Source organism: Streptomyces sp. NPDC048001 (assembly GCF_043203115.1).
GTDB lineage: Bacteria > Actinomycetota > Actinomycetes > Streptomycetales > Streptomycetaceae > Streptomyces > Streptomyces sanyensis.
The window spans coordinates 83,316-102,910 of record NZ_JBIDBN010000009.1 but is presented as its reverse complement, the minus strand read 5'-3'; the positions used below and the strand labels follow the sequence as shown (position 1 = coordinate 102,910).

The following is a 19,595-nucleotide window of genomic DNA, read 5'->3' as shown; positions in this document are numbered from 1 at the left end:
CGCGCTGCGGGGGCCGTGTGCGCGCCTCGGCCCGCTGTCCGGGCACCCCGGGGTGTCGGTGCCCGCCAGTAGGGTGGGCGGTATGGCAGACCCCTCCAGCTACCGCCCCAAGCCGGGACAGATCCCCGACTCGCCGGGGGTCTACAGGTTCCGCGACGAGCACCGGCGCGTGATCTACGTCGGGAAGGCCAAGAGCCTGCGCCAGCGCCTGGCCACCTACTTCCAGGACCTGGCCGGACTCCACCCGCGCACCCGCACCATGGTCACCACCGCCGCCTCCGTCGAGTGGACCGTGGTCGCCACCGAGGTCGAGGCGCTCCAGTTGGAGTACTCCTGGATCAAGGAGTACGACCCCCGCTTCAACGTCAAGTACCGCGACGACAAGAGCTACCCGTACCTCGCGGTCACCCTCGGCGAGGAGTACCCGCGGGTCCAGGTGATGCGCGGCGCCAAGCGCAAGGGCGTGCGCTACTTCGGCCCCTACGCCCACGCCTGGGCGATCCGTGAGACGGTCGACCTGATGCTGCGCGTCTTCCCCGTGCGGACGTGCTCCTCCGGGGTCTTCCGCAACCACGTGCAGAAGGGGCGCCCCTGTCTCCTGGGGTACATCGGCAAGTGCTCCGCCCCCTGCGTCGGGCGGGTCACCCCCGAGGAGCACCGGGAGCTCGCCGAGGACTTCTGCGAGTTCATGGGCGGCCGCACCGGCGCCTACCTCCGCCGCCTGGAGCGGCAGATGGCCGAGGCCGCCGAGGAGATGGAGTACGAGCGGGCCGCCAGGCTGCGCGACGACATCGGGGCCCTCCGGCGCGCCCTGGAGAAGAACGCCGTCGTCCTGGGCGACGCCACCGACGCGGACCTCATCGCCCTCGCCGAGGACGAACTGGAGGCGGCCGTGCAGATCTTCCACGTCCGAGGGGGCCGGGTGCGCGGCCAGCGCGGCTGGGTCACCGACCGGGTGGAGCACGTGGACACCGCCGGTCTCGTGGAGCACGCCCTCCAGCAGCTCTACGGCGAGGAGAGCGGCGACGCCGTCCCCAAGGAGGTCCTCGTGCCCGCGCTGCCCGAGGACGAGGCCGCCGTCAGCCAGTGGCTCGGCGACCGCCGAGGCTCCCAGGTGTCCCTGCGCGTCCCCCGGCGCGGCGACAAGAAGGCCCTCATGGAGACCGTCGAGCGCAACGCCCAGCAGGCGCTCGCCCTCCACAAGACCCGGCGCGCCAGCGACCTGACCACCCGCTCGCGGGCCCTGGAGGAGATCGCCGAGGCGCTGGGCCTGGACTCCGCCCCGCTGCGCATCGAATGCTTCGACATCTCCCACCTCCAGGGCGAGGACGTGGTGGCGTCCATGGTGGTCTTCGAGGACGGGCTGCCCCGCAAGAGCGAGTACCGCCGCTTCCAGATCAAGGGCCGGGTCGGCGGCACCCAGGTCTGGCACGGGCAGGGCCAGGACGACGTCCGCTCCATGCACGAGGTGGTCTCCCGCCGCTTCCGCCGCTACCTCGCGGAGAAGGACCGCACGGGGGAGTGGATCGGCGAGGACGAGCCGGACGGCGCCGACCCCGCCACCGGGCCGCAGGCCGGGGCCCCCGGCGACGGCCGGCCCGGGAAGTTCGCCTACCCCCCGCAGCTCGTCGTCGTCGACGGCGGCCGCCCGCAGGTGGAGGCCGCCCGGCGCGCGCTCGACGAACTCGGCATCGACGACGTCGCCGTGTGCGGGCTCGCCAAGCGCCTGGAGGAGGTCTGGCTGCCGGACGAGGACGACCCCGTGGTGCTGCCACGCTCCAGCGAGGGCCTCTACCTGCTGCAGCGGGTCCGGGACACGGCGCACGACTTCGCCATCCGCTACCAGCGCTCCAAGCGCACCGGGAGGATCCGCACCGGTCCGCTGGACGCCGTGCCCGGGCTCGGCGAGACCCGCAGAAAGGCGCTGATCAAACACTTCGGTTCGGTGAAGCGGCTGCGGGGCGCGACAATCGAGCAGATCTGCGAGGTCCCCGGCATGGGCCGCAAGACGGCCGAGTCGGTCCTCGTCGCCCTCGCCGAGGCGGCTCCGGCCGCACCCGCCGTGAACACGGCCACAGGAGAGATCATGGAAGAGAACGACGGGGGAAGCCCGACATGACCGAGCACGACGGAGACGGAGCAGCAGACGTGAGTACGGGCAATACGGCCGAGCCGGACGCGGCCGCGGACGTGGCCATCCCCGAACTGGTGATCATCTCCGGCATGTCCGGAGCCGGACGCAGCACCGCGGCGAAGTGCCTGGAGGACCTGGGCTGGTTCGTCGTCGACAACCTGCCCCCCGCGCTCATCCCCACCATGGTGGAGCTGGGCGCCCGCTCGCAGGGCAACGTCGCCCGCATCGCCGTCGTCGTCGACGTGCGCGGACGCCGCTTCTTCGACAACCTCCGCGAGTCCCTGGCGGACCTCGACGCCAAGCAGGTGACCCGCCGGATCGTCTTCCTGGAGTCCTCGGACGACGCCCTGGTGCGCCGCTTCGAGTCGGTCCGCCGCCCGCACCCGCTGCAGGGCGACGGCCGCATCGTCGACGGCATCGCGGCCGAGCGCGACCTGTTGCGCGAGCTGCGCGGCGACGCGGACCTCGTCATCGACACCTCCAGCCTCAACGTCCACGAGCTGCGGGCCAAGATGGACGCCCAGTTCGCGGGCGAGGAGGAGCCCGAGCTGCGGGCGACGGTGATGTCCTTCGGCTTCAAGTACGGCCTGCCGGTGGACGCCGACCTCGTGGTGGACATGCGCTTCCTGCCGAACCCGCACTGGGTCCCGGAGCTGCGCCCCTTCACCGGGCTCAACGAGGAGGTGTCCAACTACGTCTACAACCAGCCCGGTGCCAAGGAGTTCCTGGACCGCTACACCGAGCTGCTCCAGCTGATCGCCGCGGGCTACCGGCGCGAGGGCAAGCGCTACGTCACCATCGCGGTGGGCTGCACCGGCGGGAAGCACCGCTCCGTCGCGACGTCCGAGAGGCTGGCCGCCCGCCTGTCCGCAGCCGGTGTCGAGACCGTGGTCGTGCACCGGGACATGGGGCGCGAGTGACCGGACGCACTCTCCGTCTGCGGCGGCTGCGCAGGACGACCAGACCGTCGGCACGGAAGCGCGGCGCACAGCCCAAGGTCGTCGCCCTCGGCGGCGGCATGGGCCTGTCGGCGTCGCTCGCGGCCCTGCGCCGCATCACCGGCGACGTGACCGCCGTGGTCACCGTCGCCGACGACGGGGGCTCCAGCGGCCGGCTCCGCGAGGAGCTCGGCGTGCTGCCCCCCGGCGACCTGCGCAAGGCGCTCGCGGCCCTGTGCGGGGACGACGACTGGGGCCAGACATGGGCGCGCGTCATCCAGCACCGCTTCCAGTCCCGGGGCGATCTCCACGAGCACGCGGTCGGCAACCTGCTGATCGTCGCGCTGTGGGAGCAGCTCGGCGACCATGTCCAGGCGCTCGACCTGGTCGGCAGGCTGCTCGGCGCCCACGGCCGTGTGCTGCCGATGTCCGCCGTTCCGCTGGAGCTCCAGGCCCTGGTACGCGGCCACGACCCCGCGCGCCCCGGGGAGACGGGGCTGGTGCGCGGGCAGGCGACGGTCGCGCTCACCACCGGCGAGGTCCAGTCGGTGCACCTGGTGCCCCACGATCCGCCCGCCGTGCCGGAGGCCGTGGAGGCCGTCCTTGACGCCGACTGGGTGGTTCTGGGCCCCGGATCGTGGTTCTCCTCCGTCATCCCCCACCTCCTCGTCCCCGAACTGCTGGATGCGCTGGTGGAGACCAGGGCGAGGCGGGTCCTCTCCCTCAACCTGGCGCCCCAGCCCGGCGAAACCGAGGGTTTCTCCCCGCAGCGTCATGTGGAGGTTTTGGGACGACACGCGCCTAAACTCGCCCTGGACGTGGTGCTGGCCGACGAGGCCGCGGTGCCCGACCGCGCGTCACTGGCCGATGCCGCCAAGCGTCTCGGGGCCGCGGTCGAGCTGGCCCCGGTGGCCTCTCCCGACGGACTCCCCAAGCACGACCCGGAGCTGTTGGCCGCCGCGTACGACCGTATTTTCCGGATGCATGGAAGGATCGGCCCATGGCGATGACGGCAGCGGTGAAGGACGAGATCTCCCGGCTCCCCGTCACCCGGACCTGCTGCAGAAAGGCGGAGGTCTCGTCGATCCTGCGGTTCGCGGGCGGTCTCCACCTGGTCAGCGGCCGCATCGTGATCGAGGCGGAACTGGACACGGGCATCGCGGCGCGCCGCCTCAAGCGGGACATCCTGGAGATCTTCGGGCACGGCTCCGAACTGATGGTCATGGCCCCCGGCGGCCTGCGCCGCGGCTCGCGCTTCGTGGTGCGCGTCGTCGCGGGCGGCGACCAGCTCGCCCGCCAGACCGGCCTGGTCGACGGACGGGGACGCCCGATCCGCGGTCTGCCGCCCCAGGTCGTCTCCGGGGCCACCTGCGACGCCGAGGCCGCCTGGCGGGGAGCCTTCCTCGCCCACGGCTCCCTCACCGAACCGGGGCGCTCCTCCTCCCTGGAGGTCACCTGCCCGGGGCCGGAGGCGGCCCTGGCGCTGGTGGGTGCCGCCCGCAGGCTCTCCATCGCCGCCAAGGCCCGCGAGGTCCGCGGTGTGGACCGTGTCGTCGTCCGCGACGGCGACGCGATCGGGGCCCTGCTCACGCGACTCGGTGCCCACGAGTCCGTGCTGGCGTGGGAGGAGCGCCGGATGCGCCGTGAGGTCCGTGCCACGGCCAACCGCCTGGCCAACTTCGACGACGCCAACCTGCGCCGCTCCGCCCGCGCGGCGGTGGCCGCCGGGGCCAGGGTGCAGCGCGCCCTGGAGATCCTGGGCGAGGAGGTGCCCGAGCACCTCGCGGCCGCCGGGCGGCTGCGCATGGAGCACAAGCAGGCATCCCTGGAGGAGCTCGGGGCCCTCGCCGACCCGCCGCTCACCAAGGACGCCGTCGCGGGCCGGATCCGGCGGCTGCTGGCCATGGCCGACAAGCGGGCCCAGGACCTGGGTGTCCCGGGGACGGAGTCGAGCCTGACCGAGGAGATGGCCGAGGGGCTGGTCGGCTAGCCGTCCGCCCCGGGCGCACGGCCGGCAAGCGGGCCCGGGACCTGGGTGTCCCGGGGACGGAGTCGAGCCTGACCGAGGAGATGGCCGAGGGGCCGGTCGGCCAGCCGGGCGCCCGGCCGTCCGCCGGGCGGTCGCAGGCGCGGGTACGGCCCGACACGCCCCGGCGGCGATTTTCCCGGTGGTTTTCCGACGCCTGTTCCCCCGCTTCCGTGGTAACCGTGTGCTGTTCCGTGGCCCGTGGATGCGCAGGTGGTGCGGGATGCCTCGGTTACTGCGGATACTCACGTGACTTCCGGTGATTCCCGTTGCCCGGGAGATTGCCGGCCCGTACGGCGAACGCCCTCCCCGCCCTTTGCGCGGGGAGGGCGTTCGCCTATCCGGCCTCCTCGCCCCCGCTTCCGTCCCCTCGTGCCCTGCTCCCCTGCGTTCGTGCAGGCCACAGGGCTTTGGCCGGAGCGGGGGAGAGGTGGTCCACCGGTGTGCAGGGGGGCGCTCATTCGGGCGCACATAATGTGCGGACCTCCGCTCAGAAGTGCGTTCCTCTGGGCGTGCAGGTGCTCATGAGAGCGAATTTCCGCGCCGAACCGCCGCCCGGACCGCTTACTGGCCGGTAAACGGCTTCCCCGCGGATACACCGGGCTCTCGATGTCACTCACGGGCCTTTGGAGCGGTAGGGTCGTAGGCGGTCGGGGACATCCCTTATAAAACTCGCCGGCGTCGAAACCGGCGTACCCAACGAGGAGATCGGTTCGTGACGATCCGCGTAGGCATCAACGGCTTTGGCCGCATCGGTCGTAATTACTTCCGCGCGCTGCTGGAGCAGGGTGCTGACATCGAGATCGTGGCTGTCAACGACCTGGGTGACACCGCGACCACCGCTCACCTGCTGAAGTACGACACGATCCTCGGCCGCCTCAAGGCCGACGTGTCCCACACCGCAGACACCATCACCGTCGACGGCCGCACCATCAAGGTGCTCTCCGAGCGCAACCCCGCCGACATCCCGTGGGGCGAGCTGGGCGTCGACATCGTCATCGAGTCGACCGGCATCTTCACCAAGAAGGCCGACGCCGAGAAGCACCTCGCCGGAGGCGCCAAGAAGGTCCTCATCTCGGCTCCGGCCACGGACGAGGACATCACCATCGTGATGGGCGTCAACCAGGAGAAGTACGACGCGGCCAACCACCACGTCATCTCCAACGCCTCCTGCACCACCAACTGCGTGGCGCCGATGGCCAAGGTCCTCGACGAGAACTTCGGCATCGTCAAGGGCATGATGACCACGGTCCACGCCTACACCAACGACCAGCGCATCCTGGACTTCCCCCACAAGGACCTGCGCCGCGCCCGCGCCGCCGCGGAGAACATCATCCCGACGTCCACCGGCGCCGCCAAGGCCACCGCCCTGGTCCTCCCGCAGCTCAAGGGCAAGCTGGACGGCATCGCCATGCGCGTCCCCGTCCCCACCGGCTCGGTCACCGACCTGGTCCTGGAGCTCGACCGCGAGGTCACCAAGGACGAGATCAACACCGCCTTCCAGAAGGCGGCCGAGGGGCAGCTGCAGGGCGTCCTGGAGTACACCGAGGACCCGATCGTCTCCTCGGACATCGTCAACTGGCCGGCCTCCTGCACCTTCGACTCCTCCCTGACCATGGTCCAGGGCAAGCAGGTCAAGGTCGTCGGCTGGTACGACAACGAGTGGGGCTACTCCAACCGCCTCGTGGACCTCACGGTCTTCGTCGGCGACCGGCTCTGACCTGCGCGATCGACAGATCCGCACCGAGAGCACCACGATGTGAGCAACAGGGTCCGGGCAGCGCGACGGCGCGCTGCCCGGACCCTGTCGCGCGTGGGAGGGGACCGCTCGCGTAGGCTCCCAACGCCCCGCCGGAGCCCCTGTCGCCGCGGGTCCCGCGGCGTTCGTCCGCGGCCCGTCGGGCCCGGGAGGCTCCCTGCATCCGAACCCACTCACCGATCCGGCCCGATCCGAAGGAAGAGCCCCCTATGAAGACCATCGACCAGCTGCTGGCCGACGGGGTCGCGGGCAAGCGGGTGTTCGTCCGCGCCGACCTCAATGTGCCGCTCGACGGGACGACCATCACCGACGACGGCCGCATCCGCGCCGTGCTGCCGACCGTCACCCGGCTCGCCGAGGCCGGCGCCCGCGTCGTCGTGGCCTCCCACCTGGGCCGTCCCAAGGGCGCCCCCGACCCGGCGTTCTCCCTCGCGCCCGCGGCCGCGCGCCTGGGCGAGCTGCTCGGCACCGAGGTCGCCTTCGCCTCCGACACGGTCGGCGAGTCCGCGCGGGCCACCGTCGAGGGCCTCGCCGACGGCCGGGTCGCGGTCCTGGAGAACCTGCGCTTCAACCCGGGTGAGACCGCCGAGGACGATGCCGAGCGCGGCGCCTTCGCCGACGCCCTCGCCGCCCTCGCCGACGTCTACGTCGGCGACGGCTTCGGAGCCGTGCACCGCAAGCACGCCTCGGTCTACGACCTTCCCGCCCGCCTTCCGCACGCGGCCGGGCAGCTGATCGCGGCCGAGGTCGCCGTCCTGCGCAGGCTCACCGAGGACGTGGAGCGCCCGTACGCGGTCGTGCTCGGCGGCGCCAAGGTCTCCGACAAGCTGGGAGTGATCGACCACCTGCTGGAGAAGGCCGACCGCATCCTGATCGGCGGCGGCATGGCGTACACCTTCCTCAAGGCGCAGGGCCACGAGATCGGCACCTCGCTGCTCCAGGAGGACCAGATCCCCGCGGTCCGCGACTACCTCAAGCGGGCCGAGGAGCGCGGCGTGGAGTTCGTGCTCCCGGTCGACGTGCTGGTCTCCCCCGCGTTCCCCGACCTCGGCACCAAGGCCCCGGCCCACCCGGCCGTGGTCGCCGCCGACGCCATCCCGGCCGACCAGCAGGGCCTCGACATCGGCCCCGCGAGCCGTGAGCTGTACGCGTCCAAGCTGGCCGACGCGGCCACGGTCTTCTGGAACGGCCCCATGGGCGTCTTCGAGCACCCGGACTTCGCCGGAGGCACCAGGGAGGTCGCCCGGGCGCTCGTGGACACCCCGGCCTTCACCGTCGTCGGGGGCGGCGACTCCGCCGCCGCCGTGCGGATCCTGGGCTTCGACGAGGCCGCCTTCGGCCACATCTCGACCGGTGGCGGCGCCAGCCTGGAGTACCTGGAGGGCAGGACCCTCCCCGGTCTCGCCGCCCTGGAGGACTGACCTCCGCACCCGCGGCGGGCCCTGGCCCGGGCCGTCCGCTCAGCGCACCCGTACACCCACCCCGCACCTCCCGGCGCCGCGCGGCCGGAGCCGCGGGAACCCCCGGGTGCCGAATCCGGGGGACACACCGAAGGAGCTGCATGACCACCCGTAAGCCGCTGATGGCGGGCAACTGGAAGATGAACCTCAACCACCTGGAGGCCATCGCCCACGTCCAGAAGCTCGCCTTCGCCCTCGCGGAGAAGGACTACGAGGCCGTCGAGGTCGCCGTGCTGCCGCCCTTCACCGACCTGCGCTCGGTCCAGACGCTGGTCGACGGCGACAAGCTGTCCATCGCCTACGGCGCCCAGGACATCTCCGCGCACGACTCGGGCGCCTACACCGGGGAGGTCTCCGGTCCGATGCTGGCCAAGCTGAGGTGCTCCTACGTGGCCGTCGGCCACTCCGAGCGGCGCCAGTACCACGGCGAGACCGACGAGATCTGCAACGCCAAGGTCAAGGCCGCCTTCCGGCACGGCATCACCCCGATCCTCTGTGTCGGCGAGGGCCTCGACGTGCGCAAGGCGGGTGACCAGGTCGCCCACACCCTCGCCCAGCTCGACGGCGGCCTGAAGGACGTCCCGGCCGAGCAGGCCGGGACCGTCGTCATCGCCTACGAGCCGGTCTGGGCGATCGGCACCGGCGAGGTGGCCACCCCCGCGGACGCGCAGGAGGTCTGCGGTGCGATCCGCGGACGCCTGGCCGAGCTGTACTCGCAGGAGCTCGCCGACGCGGTGCGCATCCAGTACGGCGGTTCGGTGAAGTCGGGCAACGTCGCCGCGATCATGGACCAGCCCGACGTCGACGGCGCGCTGGTCGGCGGTGCCGCACTGGACGCCGACGAGTTCGTGAAGATCGTCCGCTTCCGCGACCAGTGAGCAGGACCGGTGGCGCGCCGGCGGGCAGCCGGTGCGCCACCGGTGAGTATGCGGTGGCGCCGATCCGGCGTACCCTGGCGGGGGCCCGGCTCCGCGAGCCGGCCCCCGCATTCGTCACATCGTCCAGATCAGTCCGAGGAAGTTGGTCCAGCCGTGGTTATGGGGTTCTCGATCGCCCTGATCGTCTTCAGTCTGCTGCTGATGCTGCTGGTGCTGATGCACAAGGGGAAGGGCGGCGGCCTCTCCGACATGTTCGGTGGCGGAATGCAGTCCTCCGTCGGCGGGTCCTCGGTGGCCGAGCGCAACCTCGACCGGATCACCGTCGTGGTGGGCCTCCTCTGGTTCGCCTGCATCGTCGTGCTCGGTCTGATCATGAAGCTGGACGGCTGACACCGGGCCGATCCCTCCCGGCCGGGTTGTCGCTTCCAATCACTGGACGAGCGTGGGGCCTTACGTAGACTGGTGCACTCGCGGCGCAGCCGCTGTGGAACGCTGTGCAGCACCATCACGCAGGGAGTTACGACCGTGGCAAGTGGCAACGCGATCCGGGGAAGCCGGGTCGGCGCGGGGCCGATGGGCGAGGCGGAGCGTGGCGAGTCCGCTCCCCGCCTGCGCATCTCCTTCTGGTGCTCGAACGGGCACGAGACGCAGCCGAGCTTCGCCAGCGACGCACAGGTCCCCGACGCCTGGGACTGCCCGCGCTGCGGGTTCCCGGCCGGCCAGGACCGGGAGAACCCGCCGGACCCGCCCCGCACCGAGCCCTACAAGACGCACCTCGCCTATGTGCGCGAGCGTCGCAGCGACGCGGACGGCGAGGCGATCCTCGCCGAGGCGCTCGCCAAACTCCGGGGCGAGATCTAGGACCTGACGTCCGGCCGGGCTCCGCGCAGGCGACGGCCGGACACCGCGCCCCGGGCCCCCTTCGAGCCCGTCCGCGCCCCGCCCCCGGACGCAGGGACGCGGTGCACCCTCCCGCGGACGGAGGCCCCGCCCGGCGACCGAACGGCCCGGGCCCCTTCCACAGACGCGGACCCCCGCTGTCGGTGCCTCCCCCTACGGTTCCTCCGAGGACCGAGATCCGAGGGGGAGCAGTGGCCGTCACCGAGGCCGGAGCAGAGCGCACACCGCCGTGGCGCGGGGGTTTCGGCAGACTGTGGACCGCCGCCGTGCTGTCCCGCTTCGGGGACTCCCTGCGCACCGCCGCCCTGCCGCTGCTCGCCGTGTCCCTTACCGACGACCCCGTGCTCATCGCCGCGGTCACCGCCTGCGGATACCTGCCCTGGCTGCTCTTCGGCCTGCTCGGCGGCGCCGTCGCCGACCGCGTCGACCAGCGCCGGGCCATGTGGGCCGTGGACGTGGCCCGGGCGGTCCTGGTGGCGGCCTTCGCCGTCGCCGTCTGGGCCGGTGCCGCCTCGATCGCGCTGCTCCTGACCCTCGCCTTCGCCCTCACCACCCTGCAGACCCTCTTCGACAACGCCGCCACCGCGCTGCTGCCCTCGGTGGTGCCCACCGGTGCGCTGGGCAGCGCCAACGCCCGCCTGATGACGGCGCAGCAGGTGGCAGGCGGTCTGCTGGCGGCCCCGCTCGTGCCACTGCTGCTCGCGGTCGGCTCGGCCGTGCCCTACGCGGCGGACGCCCTCACCTACCTGCTGGCCGCGGCGCTGATCGCCTCACTCCGGCCGAACGCGCCCGCTCCCGAACGGCCGCCGCGCCCCGACGGGAGCACGCTGCGGGCGGAGGTGGCGGAGGGGCTCCGCTTCCTGCTCCGGGACCGTCCGCTGCGCGGGCTGTGCATCGCCACCACCCTGTGCAACATCGGGATGGGCGCGCTGATCGCCACCCTGGTCGTCCATGTCACCCGCTGGCTGGGCGCCGGGCCGGGCGGGTACGTGGCCGTGGTCACGGCCTTCGGCGCCGGCAGCCTGGCCGGCGGCCTGGTGGCGGCCCGGATCGCCGTGCGCCTCGGGCGGGTCCGCAGCGTGGCCGCCGCCGGTGCCGTCCAGGCGGTGTGCCTCGCGGTCCTGGGCGGGGTGCGCTCCCCGGTGTCGGCCGTCGCCGCGATGGCCGTGTTCGGTGCCATGGGCATGGTGTGGAACGTCAACCAGGCCACTCTGGTGCAGGAGCGCGGCCCCGCTCCGCTGCTCGGCAGGATCAGCTCCGCCTTCCGGACGCTCGCCGTCGCCGGGGCACCGCTCGGGGCCCTAGCCGGGGGCGCCGCCGCGGCCGCATGGGGGCCGAACGCGGCGGCCCTGCTCGCCGCGGCACTCTTCGTCCCGGCTGTCGCCTCCCTGGCCCCTCTGATCAATTAGGTTGGAGAGGCAGCGGGGCATGCACGCACGTACGAGAAGAAGTGGGCTGATGTCCGAGATGAACGCAGAACGTCCTACGAGGCTCAACCAGATGTCGCCATGGGTCGCTCTCGGCAAGCACCGCGAGCAGCTGGGCGGGACACACCTGCGGGACCTGTTCGCCGCCGACCCGGAGCGGGGGAGCGCCTACACCCTCCAGGTCGGCGATCTGTACATCGACTACTCCAAGCACCTGGTCACCGACGAGACGCTTCGGCTCCTGCGCGAACTCGCCGACGCCACCGGCGTGGCCGCCCTGCGGGACGCCATGTTCCGCGGCGAGAGGATCAACACCACCGAGGACCGCGCCGTCCTCCACACCGCGCTCCGCGCCCCGCGCGACGCCGTCGTGGAGGTGGACGGCGAGAACGTCGTGCCCGGGGTGCACGCCGTGCTCGACAAGATGGCGGCCTTCTCCGAGCGGATCCGCTCCGGCACCTGGACCGGACACACCGGACGGCCCATCAGGAACATCGTCAACATCGGAATCGGGGGATCCGACCTGGGCCCCGCGATGGCCTACGAGGTCCTGCGGACCTACACCCGGCGGGACCTGACGGTCCGCTTCGTCTCCAACGTCGACGGCGCCGACCTCCACGAGGCGGTGCGGGACCTCGACCCGGCCGAGACCCTGTTCGTCATCGCCTCGAAGACCTTCACCACCGTCGAGACGATCACCAACGCCACCTCGGCGCGCGCCTGGCTGCTCGACGGCCTCGGCGCCGGTCCCGAGGCCGTCGCCAAGCACTTCGTCGCCCTGTCCACCAACGCCGGCAAGGTCGCCGACTTCGGCATCGACACGGCCAACATGTTCGAGTTCTGGGACTGGGTCGGCGGCCGCTACTCCTACGACTCGGCCATCGGCCTCTCCCTGATGATCGCCATCGGCCCCGAGCACTTCCGGGAGATGCTCGACGGCTTCCACCTCGTCGACGAGCACTTCCGCACGGCACCCCCCGAGGCCAACGCCCCGCTCCTGATGGGGCTGCTCGGCATCTGGTACGGAGGCTTCCACGACGCCCAGTCGCACGCCGTGCTGCCCTACTCGCACTACCTCTCCCGGTTCACCGCCTACCTCCAGCAACTGGACATGGAGTCCAACGGCAAGTCGGTGGACCGCCAGGGGCAGCCGGTCGACTGGCAGACCGGCCCGGTGGTCTGGGGCACCCCGGGGACCAACGGGCAGCACGCCTACTACCAGTTGATCCACCAGGGCACCAAGCTCATCCCCGCCGACTTCATCGGCTTCGCCCGCCCCGTGGCCGACCTGCCCGAGGCCCTGGTCGCCCAGCACGACCTGCTGACGGCCAACTTCCTCGCCCAGACGCAGGCGCTCGCCTTCGGCAAGACACCCGACGAGGTGAGGGCCGAGGGGGTGCCGGAGGAACTGGTCCCCCACAAGACCTTCCGCGGCAACCACCCCACCACCACCATCCTCGCCGCCGACCTCACGCCCTCGGTGCTGGGCCAGCTGATCGCCCTCTACGAGCACAAGGTCTTCGTCCAGGGCGCCGTCTGGAACATCGACTCCTTCGACCAGTGGGGAGTCGAGCTGGGCAAGGTCCTCGCCAAGAGGATCGAGCCCGTGCTGACCGAGGGCACGGGGGGCGAGGCGCTGGACAGCTCCACCGCGGCACTCGCCGGCAGGTACCGGACACTGCGGGGGAGGTAGACCGTGCGGGGGGAGGAAGAGGTGCGCCTGAGGCCGCCGCGCCACCGGGTCGACCGCAGGGCCGTCGCCTGGTGGCGGGTGCGCTGCCTGCTGGCGGCGGCCGTGCCGGTGGCCGTCACGGGCGCCGTCGGCGTGTTCGTCGGGCCGGCCCGCCCCGGCCTCTGGTACGCGGCGGCCGCGATCGCCGCCGCGGGCCTGCTGGTGGCCGCCTTCCTCCCCCTGTGGTGGTACCGGGTGCACCGCTGGGAGGTCACCGAGGACGCCGTGTACGTCCGCACCGGAGCGCTCTGGCAGGAGTGGCGGATCGCCCCGATGTCCCGCATCCAGACCGTGGACACCGTCCGGGGGCCCCTGGAGCAGGGCTTCCGGCTCGCCACGGTCACCGTCACCACCGCCTCCGCCAAGGGCGACATCCGGATCGAGGGCCTCGACCACGCGCGTGCGGCCGAACTCGCGGAGCAGCTCACCCGGATCACCGGCGCCACCCCGGGGGACGCCACATGAGCGGCCCGGAGACCGGGTGGCGCCGACTCGACCCACGGACCGTCCTCGCCACCTCCGCCCTCGCCGCCGGCGTGGCCGGGGGCGCGGCCCTGCCCGCGCTGTTCGCCCTGGGCGGCCGGATGCCCCTGGCGCGCGCCGTGCTGCTGGTGCTCGCCGGCGCCGTGCTGGTCACCGGGGGCGGTGCGGCGGCCGGCTGGGTGCGCCGCCGCCGCACCCGGTACCGCATCGGTCCCGAGCGGGCCGAGCTGCACACGGGGGTGCTGCTGGTCAAGCGCCGCTCGCTGCCCCGGGAGCGGATCCGTTCCGTGGACCTCTCCGCCCGCCCGCTCCTGCGCGCCCTCGGCCTGGTCACGGTGCGCATCGGGACGGGCGAACAGACCGGAAGCGGCGAGTCCACCCTGCTGCTGGACGCCGTGTCCCGGCAGGAGGGCGAGCGGCTGCGCAAGGAACTCCTCGACCGCGGGGTCCCCGTCGCGGGAGGGGAGGGACACCGCGACGGCACCCTGGCCGTGCTCGACCTCCGGTGGATCCGCTACGCGCCCGTCTCCTTCGTCGCCCCGCTGCTCGGCGGGGCCGCGGTCGGCGCCGTGCTCCAGGTCAGCGAGTGGTTCGGGGTGCGGGACCGGGTGATCGGCTGGACCTGGGACCACCTCCGGGACGTGCCGCTGCTGTGGGCCGTGCCCGCCCTCGCCGCCTTCGCCCTGCTGACCGGCGTCGTCGGGGCGCTCGGCCTGTGGATCGAGATGTGGTCCGGGTACCGGCTGGAGCGGGAGCCCGGTGGCACCCTGCGGGTCCGCAGGGGGCTGCTGACCAGCCGCTCGATATCGCTGGAGGAACGCCGACTGCGCGGGGTGGACCTCGTCGAGCCGCTGGGCGCCCGGATCCTCGGCGGCATCCGGCTGGACGCGGTCGCCACCGGCCTCGCCACCGGCGGGGGCGAGCACGCCTCCTCCAACGTCCTGGCCCCCGTGGCGCCGCGCGCCGCGGCGCAGGCCCTGGCCGCCCTGGTCCTGCGCGAGCCGGTGTCCCCGGTCCGGGAGGAGGCGCTCACCCGCCATCCCCCGGCCGCGCGCACCCGGCGACTGCGCTGGGCGCTCTCGGCCGCCCTGGCCCCGGCCGCGCTCCTGGCCCTGCTCGGCCTGCTGTTCACCGGAGTGCTGCTGTGGACGGCGCTGGTGGTGGCCGCGGTGGCCGTCCCCGTCGCCGTCCTGCTGGCCCTCGACGCCTACCGCAACCTCGGCCACGGCACCTCCGGCGCCTATCTGCTCACCCGCTCGGGGACCCTGCGCCGCAGCACGGTGGCGCTGCAGCGCAGCGGGGTCATCGGCTGGACGGTCCGGCAGTCGGTCTTCCAGCGCCGCGCGGGCCTGCTCACCCTGGCGGCCACGACGGCGGCGGGCGCGGGTGCCTACGAGGTGCGCGACGCCGCACGGGACGAGGCCCTGGAGTTCGCCGACGCGGCCGTCCCGGGGCTGCTCGCGCCCTTCCTGGAGCGCGGCTCCGGGCCGCGACGCGGGGCGCAGGCACCGGGGGCGGTACCCCCGGCACGGGGTGCGCGGAACCCTGGTTGATCATGGGCGGCATGACACTGACCAGCAGACGTGCCGTCCTGTCCGCCCTTGCCGCCGCAGCCGTCGCCGGCCCCGCCGCGGCCGGTGCGACCGCGACGCCCGCCCACGCCGCCGGCGACAGCGACGCCTACCGCTCCAACAGCGACCTGTACACGCGGCTCGCGGGGCAGGAGGGCGTCCAGTTCGGCCGCCGCTACCGGCGCCACGGGTACGCGGACGGCTCCGAGAGCCTCGGCTACCCCTACCACCGCACCACCGTCATGGCGCTGCACGGCGGGGGCGTCGAGATGGGCACGTCCGAGCTGTGCCTCGCCATCGCCGGCTACCACCCGAAGACGCTGGCCCCCCTCCAGGACGGCCGTGGAGCCCACGACTACTGGATGTTCGAAGGGCTGCGCTCCAGCGGCAACAGCGAACTGCACGTCACGTCGACGAACTGCGACGACCGTGTCGCCCTGTCCATGGCCGCGTCCAGCCTGAACGTGCTCAGTCTGCACGGGTGCACGGCGGCGCAGGCCGGCACCGTGCCGCGGGCCGTCGTCGTCGGCGGGCGCAGCACCCGCTTCAGGTCGCTGCTGAAGGCCGAGTTCGACACGGTGGGCATCGCCTGGCGTGACGGCTCCGAGGTCCCCGCCCTGGCCGGGGTGGACCCGGACAACCCGTGCAACCGCACCATGCTCGGCAAGGGCGGCCAACTGGAGCTGACCACGGAGCTGAGGGCGGCCATGTTCGCCGTGAACACCCGGGCCGGGCGGGCAGGGAGCACCACGGACCTCTTCGACGACTTCGTCGGAGCCTGCCGGGCGGCGATCGCCCGTCTGGAGCAGGACCCGGAGCAGGCCGTGCTCTGAGGCCGTCCGCACCACCGGACGCACGCGGCCCCGCCCGTCGGTACGGGCGGGGCCGACGGCGCGTCAGGCCGGGTGCGACGGCAGCAGGTCCGCGGGCAGGCGGGCGGCCGCCGCCTCGTCGAGCAGCCAGAGCGTGCGCTCCGTGCCCCGTGCCCCCGCCGCCGGGGCGTCGACCTCGTCGGCGCCCGAGAGCACCGTCCACACCGCCTCGGCCTTGTCCTCTCCCGCCGCCAGCAGCCACACCTCGCGCGCCGCGCGGACGGCCGGGAGCGTCAGCGAGACACGCGTGGGCGGAGGCTTCGGGGACCCGTGGACGCCCACGACGGTCCGCTCCCTCTCCCGCACGCCTGCCAGGCCGGGGAAGAGCGAGGCGACGTGGGTGTCCGGGCCGACGCCCAGCAGCAGCACGTCGAAGGCGGGCACCGCCGCCGACCCACCGGGGCCCGCCGCTGCCGCCAGCTCGGCCGCGTAGGCCCCGGCCGCGGCATCGGCGTCCGCACCGTGGGGCCCGTCGGAGGCCGGCATCGCGTGGACCCGGGCGGGGTCGAGCGGCACACCGTCGAGCAGGGCCTCGCGGGCCTGGGTGGCGTTCCGCTCCGGGTCGCCCTCGGGCAGGAAGCGCTCGTCGCCCCACCACAGGTCGAGCCGGGACCAGTCGACCGCGTCCCGCGCCGGTGCCGAGGCCATCGCCGCCAGCAGGCCGTTGCCGTTGCGTCCACCGGTGAGGACCACCGAGGCCTTGCCGCGGGCGGCCTGCGCATCGGCGATCGCCGTGATCAGCCGCGCGGCCGCGGCCTGGGCCATCAGTTCCTTGTCGCGGTGCACGACGAGCCTGGGGGCGCTCACGAGGCTGCCGCCTTCCCGGACCGGCCGGAGTGGCGCCGGGCGCCGGGCTTCCTGCGCAGTACCGTTCCGTCCGCTTCCTTGGACTGGGAGCCGGACTCCGGGCCGGAGCCCTCCGCCTCCCGTGCCGCGGCCCCGGCCGGAGGCGAGCCCGCCGGGTCGCCCAGCCGGCCCACGCCGTAGCGGAGCGCCGAGGCGTAGGTGTCGTCCGGGTCCAGCCGGCGCAGCTCCTCCGCGATCAGCTCCGAGGTCTCCCGGCGCTTGAGCGCCACCGCTCGGTCCGGCTGGCCCTCGATGGACAGCGTGGCCAGCGAGCCGTCCGCGCGGTCGAGCACGATCGGCCCGCAGCTGGACTCCAGGCGCACCGAGGTGAGTCCCGGCCCGGGGGAGAGCGACCGGCGGACCGGGACGTCCAGCCGGTCGGCCAGCCACATGGCCAGCAGCTCGACGCTCGGGTTGAACTCCTCGCCCGCCACCTCCACCGAGGTGACCTCGCAGACCACCTGGTCGAGCGCCGCGGCCAGCATCGAGCGCCAGGGCGTGATGCGGGTCCAGGCGAGGTCGGTGTCGCCCGGGGTGTAGGCCCCCGCCCGGGATGCGAGTTCGCGCACCGGCTCCTCGGCGGAGTAGGTGTCGGTCACCCGCCGCTGGGCCAGGGCGCCCAGCGGGTCGGAGGCCGGGTCCGCCGGGGCGTTGACCGGCCACCAGACCACCACGGGGGCGTCCGGCAGCAGCAGGGGCAGGACCACGGACTGCGCGTGGTCCACGACCTCGCCGTACAGCCTGAGGACGACCGTCTCACCGGTGCCGGCGTCGGCGCCGACCCTCACCTCGGCGTCCAGCCGGGTGTTCGCCCGGTCGCGTGGCGAGCGGGAGACGCGCTTGATGACCACCAGGGTGCGCGAGGGGTGCTCGCGGGAGGCGTCGCCCGCGGCCTTCAGCGCGTCGTAGGCGTTCTCCTCGTCGGTGACGATGACGAGGGTGAGGACCATGCCGACGGCCGGGGTGCCGATCGCCCGGCGCCCCCGTACCAGCGCTTTGTTGATCTTTCCGGCGGTGGTGTCCGTGAGGTCGATCTTCATGGCCTGCGCCAGCTCCGTCCGTCGCGTGCGAGCATCTCGTCGGCCTCCACCGGCCCCCAGGTCCCCGAGGGGTACTCCGCGGGCTTGCCGCTCCGCTCCCAGAACTCCTCGACGGGGTCGAGGATCTTCCAGGACTGCTCGACCTCCTCGGTGCGCGGGAAGAGGTTGGAGTCGCCGAGCAGGACGTCCAGGATGAGGCGTTCGTAGGCCTCCGGGCTGGACTCGGTGAAGGACTCGCCGTAGGCGAAGTCCATCGACACGTCCCGTACCTCCATGGAGGTGCCCGGCACCTTGGAGCCGAAGCGCAGGGTGACGCCCTCGTCCGGCTGGACGCGGATGACCAGGGCGTTCTGGCCCAGTTCCTCGGTCGCGGTGGAGTCGAACGGCGAGTGCGGGGCGCGCTGGAAGACGACCGCGATCTCCGTCACCCGGCGCCCGAGGCGCTTGCCGGTGCGCAGGTAGAACGGGACTCCGGCCCACCGGCGGTTGTCGATCTCCAGTTTGACCGCGGCATAGGTGTCGGTCGTCGACCGGGGGTCGATGCCCTCCTCCTGGAGGTAGCCGACGGCCTTCTCCCCGCCCTGCCACCCGGCGGTGTACTGGGCCCGCACGGTGCTCGCCGCCAGGTCCCGGGGGAGCTTCACGGCTCCGAGCACCTTGGTCTTCTCCGCGGCCAGTGCGTCGGCGTCGAAGGAGGCGGGCTCCTCCATCGCGGTGAGGGCGAGGAGCTGGAGCAGGTGGTTCTGGATGACGTCCCGGGCCGCGCCGATGCCGTCGTAGTAGCCCGCCCGGCCGCCGATGCCGATGTCCTCGGCCATCGTGATCTGCACATGGTCGACGTAGGACCGGTTCCAGATCGGCTCGAAGAGGGTGTTGGCGAAGCGCAGCGCCAGGATGTTCTGGACGGTCTCCTTGCCGAGGTAGTGGTCGATCCGGAAGACCTCGTCCGAGGGGAAGACCTCGTGCACGACCTGGTTGAGCTCCTTGGCGGTCTCCAGGTTGTGCCCGAAGGGCTTCTCGATGACCGCGCGGCGCCAGGAGCCCTCCTTCTGGTCGGCCAGCCCGTGCTTCTTGAGCTGCCGGACGACCTTGGGGAAGAACTTCGGCGGCACCGACAGGTAGAAGGCGAAGTTGCCGCCGGTGCCCTGCGCCTTGTCGAGTTCCTCGATGGTGGACTTCAGCTGCTCGAAGGCGGCGTCGTCGTCGAAGGTGCCCTGCACGAAGCGCATCCCCTGGATGAGCTGGTGCCAGACCTCCTCGCGGAAGGGGGTGCGCGCGTGCTCCTTGACCGCGTCGTGGACCTCCTGGGCGAAGTCCTCGTCCTGCCACTCGCGGCGGGCGAAGCCGACCAGGGAGAAGCCCGGCGGCAGCAGACCCCGGTTGGCGAGGTCGTAGACCGCGGGCATCAGCTTCTTACGGGACAGGTCGCCCGTGACGCCGAAGATGACCAGGCCCGACGGCCCCGCGATCCGCGGGAGCCGTCGGTCGGCAGCATCACGGAGCGGGTTGGCTCCGTCAACACTGGACAA

At 72.9% G+C, this 19,595-nt stretch carries 17 protein-coding genes; 14 read left to right on the top strand and 3 right to left on the bottom strand.

What is annotated here, in order from left to right:
• Positions 1 to 82 precede the first annotated feature (82 nt).
• The 14 genes from uvrC to ACGF15_RS18090 all read left to right on the top strand — a co-directional run bounded on the left by uvrC (position 83) and on the right by ACGF15_RS18090 (position 16,141).
• Positions 83 to 2,119, top strand: coding sequence for an excinuclease ABC subunit UvrC (gene uvrC / locus ACGF15_RS18155; RefSeq protein WP_392800078.1), 2,037 nt, complete (start codon positions 83 to 85; stop codon positions 2,117 to 2,119).
• Positions 2,116 to 3,054: an RNase adapter RapZ gene (rapZ, locus tag ACGF15_RS18150; RefSeq protein ID WP_345614727.1), complete on the top strand. Its 939-nt coding sequence runs from the start codon at positions 2,116 to 2,118 to the stop codon at positions 3,052 to 3,054. Before uvrC ends, rapZ begins: the two co-directional genes overlap by 4 nt.
• Positions 3,051 to 4,082 carry a uridine diphosphate-N-acetylglucosamine-binding protein YvcK gene (gene yvcK, locus ACGF15_RS18145; protein WP_345614728.1) on the top strand — a complete coding sequence of 344 codons (1,032 nt, stop codon included), beginning with the start codon at positions 3,051 to 3,053 and terminating at the stop codon, positions 4,080 to 4,082. Before rapZ ends, yvcK begins: the two co-directional genes overlap by 4 nt.
• Entirely contained in the window at positions 4,073 to 5,062 is a 990-nt protein-coding gene (gene whiA, locus ACGF15_RS18140) for a DNA-binding protein WhiA (RefSeq protein WP_256527295.1), read from the top strand. Before yvcK ends, whiA begins: the two co-directional genes overlap by 10 nt.
• A 751-nt stretch (positions 5,063 to 5,813) precedes the next feature.
• Entirely contained in the window at positions 5,814 to 6,818 is a 1,005-nt protein-coding gene (gene gap / locus ACGF15_RS18135) for a type I glyceraldehyde-3-phosphate dehydrogenase (protein WP_345614730.1), read from the top strand.
• Between the two features lie 248 nt (positions 6,819 to 7,066).
• Positions 7,067 to 8,278, top strand: coding sequence for a phosphoglycerate kinase (locus ACGF15_RS18130; protein WP_362610630.1), 1,212 nt, complete (start codon positions 7,067 to 7,069; stop codon positions 8,276 to 8,278).
• 140 nt (positions 8,279 to 8,418) lie between these two features.
• Positions 8,419 to 9,195: a triose-phosphate isomerase gene (gene tpiA / locus ACGF15_RS18125; RefSeq protein WP_345614732.1), complete on the top strand. Its 777-nt coding sequence runs from the start codon at positions 8,419 to 8,421 to the stop codon at positions 9,193 to 9,195.
• Between the two features lie 159 nt (positions 9,196 to 9,354).
• The gene (gene secG, locus ACGF15_RS18120; protein WP_360642223.1) at positions 9,355 to 9,585 is read left to right on the top strand and encodes a preprotein translocase subunit SecG; all 231 of its coding nucleotides are present in this window, start codon (positions 9,355 to 9,357) and stop codon (positions 9,583 to 9,585) included.
• A 135-nt stretch (positions 9,586 to 9,720) separates the two neighbouring features.
• Entirely contained in the window at positions 9,721 to 10,056 is a 336-nt protein-coding gene (locus tag ACGF15_RS18115) for an RNA polymerase-binding protein RbpA (protein ID WP_308315062.1), read from the top strand.
• A gap of 230 nt (positions 10,057 to 10,286) precedes the next feature.
• Positions 10,287 to 11,504 carry an MFS transporter gene (locus tag ACGF15_RS18110; protein WP_392800071.1) on the top strand — a complete coding sequence of 406 codons (1,218 nt, stop codon included), beginning with the start codon at positions 10,287 to 10,289 and terminating at the stop codon, positions 11,502 to 11,504.
• Between the two features lie 58 nt (positions 11,505 to 11,562).
• Positions 11,563 to 13,215, top strand: a complete 1,653-nt coding sequence (pgi, locus tag ACGF15_RS18105; RefSeq protein ID WP_392800404.1) for a glucose-6-phosphate isomerase — start codon at positions 11,563 to 11,565, stop codon at positions 13,213 to 13,215.
• A gap of 3 nt (positions 13,216 to 13,218) precedes the next feature.
• Entirely contained in the window at positions 13,219 to 13,719 is a 501-nt protein-coding gene (locus tag ACGF15_RS18100; RefSeq protein ID WP_392800068.1) for a PH domain-containing protein, read from the top strand.
• A complete protein-coding gene (locus tag ACGF15_RS18095) occupies positions 13,716 to 15,290 on the top strand; it encodes a PH domain-containing protein (protein ID WP_392800065.1) in 1,575 nt (524 codons plus the stop codon). The genes ACGF15_RS18100 and ACGF15_RS18095 overlap by 4 nt, the downstream gene beginning before the upstream one ends.
• Before the next feature lie 11 nt (positions 15,291 to 15,301).
• Positions 15,302 to 16,141 (top strand): poly-gamma-glutamate hydrolase family protein, encoded by an 840-nt coding sequence (locus ACGF15_RS18090; RefSeq protein WP_345614736.1) that lies wholly within the window; start codon positions 15,302 to 15,304, stop codon positions 16,139 to 16,141.
• 63 nt (positions 16,142 to 16,204) lie between these two features.
• Here ACGF15_RS18090 and pgl read toward each other — a convergent pair whose 3' ends face one another.
• From pgl to zwf, 3 genes are read right to left on the bottom strand one after another with little or no spacing between them, the layout of a single operon-like run.
• Positions 16,205 to 16,987, bottom strand: coding sequence for a 6-phosphogluconolactonase (pgl, locus tag ACGF15_RS18085; RefSeq protein WP_345614737.1), 783 nt, complete (start codon positions 16,985 to 16,987; stop codon positions 16,205 to 16,207).
• A complete protein-coding gene (gene opcA / locus ACGF15_RS18080; RefSeq protein WP_345614738.1) occupies positions 16,984 to 18,066 on the bottom strand; it encodes a glucose-6-phosphate dehydrogenase assembly protein OpcA in 1,083 nt (360 codons plus the stop codon). Before opcA ends, pgl begins: the two co-directional genes overlap by 4 nt.
• Positions 18,063 to 19,595 (bottom strand): glucose-6-phosphate dehydrogenase, encoded by a 1,533-nt coding sequence (gene zwf / locus ACGF15_RS18075; protein WP_392800059.1) that lies wholly within the window; start codon positions 19,593 to 19,595, stop codon positions 18,063 to 18,065. The genes opcA and zwf overlap by 4 nt, the downstream gene beginning before the upstream one ends.

What these genes read in the sequence shown, in the direction of transcription:
- uvrC (WP_392800078.1), top strand. Translation starts at nt 83, where the DNA reads ATGGCAGACCCCTCCAGCTACCGCCCCAAGCCGGGACAGATCCCCGAC.
- rapZ (WP_345614727.1), top strand. Translation starts at nt 2,116, where the DNA reads ATGACCGAGCACGACGGAGACGGAGCAGCAGACGTGAGTACGGGCAAT.
- whiA (WP_256527295.1), top strand. Translation starts at nt 4,073, where the DNA reads ATGGCGATGACGGCAGCGGTGAAGGACGAGATCTCCCGGCTCCCCGTC.
- ACGF15_RS18130 (WP_362610630.1), top strand. Translation starts at nt 7,067, where the DNA reads ATGAAGACCATCGACCAGCTGCTGGCCGACGGGGTCGCGGGCAAGCGG.
- tpiA (WP_345614732.1), top strand. Translation starts at nt 8,419, where the DNA reads ATGACCACCCGTAAGCCGCTGATGGCGGGCAACTGGAAGATGAACCTC.
- secG (WP_360642223.1), top strand. Translation starts at nt 9,355, where the DNA reads ATGGGGTTCTCGATCGCCCTGATCGTCTTCAGTCTGCTGCTGATGCTG.
- pgi (WP_392800404.1), top strand. Translation starts at nt 11,563, where the DNA reads ATGAACGCAGAACGTCCTACGAGGCTCAACCAGATGTCGCCATGGGTC.
- ACGF15_RS18095 (WP_392800065.1), top strand. Translation starts at nt 13,716, where the DNA reads ATGAGCGGCCCGGAGACCGGGTGGCGCCGACTCGACCCACGGACCGTC.
- ACGF15_RS18090 (WP_345614736.1), top strand. Translation starts at nt 15,302, where the DNA reads ATGACACTGACCAGCAGACGTGCCGTCCTGTCCGCCCTTGCCGCCGCA.
- opcA (WP_345614738.1), bottom strand. Translation starts at nt 18,066, where the DNA reads ATGAAGATCGACCTCACGGACACCACCGCCGGAAAGATCAACAAAGCG.